Here is a 449-nt window from a genome sequence, read left to right as displayed (position 1 = left end):
CTGGTGATGGACGAAGTCGGCCCGTCGGATGTGGCGCGACTCGATCCGGCGCGTGTGGCGGGGATTCTCACCGCTCGCGGCGGTGCCACCGCGCACAGCGCCATCGTCGCCCGTGCCTTGGGCATTCCGGCACTGGTGGGTGCCGGCGCTGCGGTGTTGTTGCTCAAAGCGGGCACGCCGTTGCTGCTCGACGGCCAGCGCGGTCGCCTGCACGTCGACGCCGATGCCGCGACCCTGCTACGCGCTGCCGAAGAACGCGACACCCGCGAGCAACGCCTGAAGATCGCGGCCGAACAACGTCATCAACCGGCGCACACCATCGACGGTCACCCCGTGGAAGTGTTCGCCAATATCGGCGAAAGCGCCGGGGTCACCGCAGCGGTGGAGCAGGGCGCCGAAGGCATCGGCCTGCTGCGCACCGAACTGATTTTCATGGCCCACCCGCAGGC

Annotated in this window: 1 protein-coding gene; it reads left to right on the top strand. The window is 69.0% G+C overall.

The genetic code is table 11. The features are described from left to right. Positions 1-449: PEP-utilizing enzyme (locus DBR24_RS33205; protein WP_256591726.1), on the top strand; the 449-nt coding region annotated here is incomplete at both ends.

This window comes from Pseudomonas sp. HMWF006, assembly GCF_003061205.1.
Classification (GTDB): domain Bacteria; phylum Pseudomonadota; class Gammaproteobacteria; order Pseudomonadales; family Pseudomonadaceae; genus Aquipseudomonas; species Aquipseudomonas monsensis.
The sequence above is the reverse complement of the archived record's forward strand: the minus strand, read 5'-3'. Positions and strand labels throughout refer to the sequence as shown.